The sequence below is a fragment of the Streptococcus oralis genome, from assembly GCF_001579025.1.
Lineage (GTDB): Bacteria > Bacillota > Bacilli > Lactobacillales > Streptococcaceae > Streptococcus > Streptococcus oralis_X.
The window spans coordinates 224,573-225,717 of record NZ_KQ970235.1; the positions used below are offsets into that span (position 1 = coordinate 224,573).

A 1,145-nucleotide genomic window follows, 5' to 3' on the forward strand; every position below is an offset into this window, starting at 1 on the left:
CGCCTCCTTTGCTAGAAGCCATCCAAGACCGCTTGGAATAAAAAAGAGCAGGTAGTCCTCATGCTCAACCGTCGGGGTTATTCTAGCTTTGTTATGTGTCGGGAGTGTGGAACGGTAGATAGCTGTCCCAACTGTGACATTTCTCTGACTCTCCATATGGATACCAAGACCATGAACTGCCATTACTGTGGCTTTTCAAAGGGGATTCCTCATGTCTGTCCCAACTGTCAAAGCCGCAGTATTCGCTACTACGGTACAGGGACTCAGAAAGCATATGATGAACTAGCAGAACTCTTTCCTCAGGCTCGCATTTTACGGATGGATGTGGATACGACTCGTAAGAAAGGCAGTCACCAAGCTCTTCTTGACCAGTTTGGCCGAGGGGAAGCAGATATCTTGCTGGGAACTCAGATGATTGCTAAGGGCTTGGATTTTCCCAATGTGACCCTAGTCGGAGTGCTCAATGCGGATACAGCCCTGAACTTGCCTGATTTCCGTTCTTCTGAGAGAACCTTCCAACTCTTAACTCAGGTGGCTGGTCGTGCTGGTCGTGCGGAAAAAGCTGGGCAGGTCTTGATCCAGTCATACAATCCTGAGCACTATGCCATTCGTTTTGCCAAGGAACAGGACTATGAAGGTTTTTACGCCTATGAAATGAGTATTAGGCGTCAACTCGGCTACCCACCTTATTATTTCACCATTGGGATTACCCTCTCTCACAAGAAAGAAGAAGAGGTTGTCAAACGTGCCTATGAAGTTATGGGGATTTTGCGCTCAGGTTTATCGGAAACTAGTAAAATCCTTGGACCAACGCCAAAACCCATCGCCCGTACCCACAACCTTTATCATTACCAGATTTTGATTAAATACCGTTTAGAAGATGAGCTGGGACAGACTCTCAATCGGGTTTTGGCCTTGACTCAAGAACGGGAAAATAGTGAGCTTCGTCTCAGCATTGACCATGAACCGCAACAATTTTTATAAGAAGGAGAAGAAATGACGAAACTAATCTTTATGGGGACACCCGACTTTTCAGCAACAGTTTTGAAGGGGTTGTTATCAGATGATCGTTACGAGATTCTAGCTGTTGTAACCCAGCCAGACCGCGCTGTCGGTCGTAAAAAAGTAATCCAAGAAACCCCAGT

1 pseudogene is annotated in these 1,145 nt (G+C 46.4%); it reads left to right on the plus strand.

The features are described 5' to 3' along the window. Positions 1-984, plus strand: a pseudogene (gene priA / locus SORDD27_RS09905) (replication restart helicase PriA); the annotation flags it as partial. Between the last annotated feature and the right edge of the window lie 161 nt (positions 985-1,145).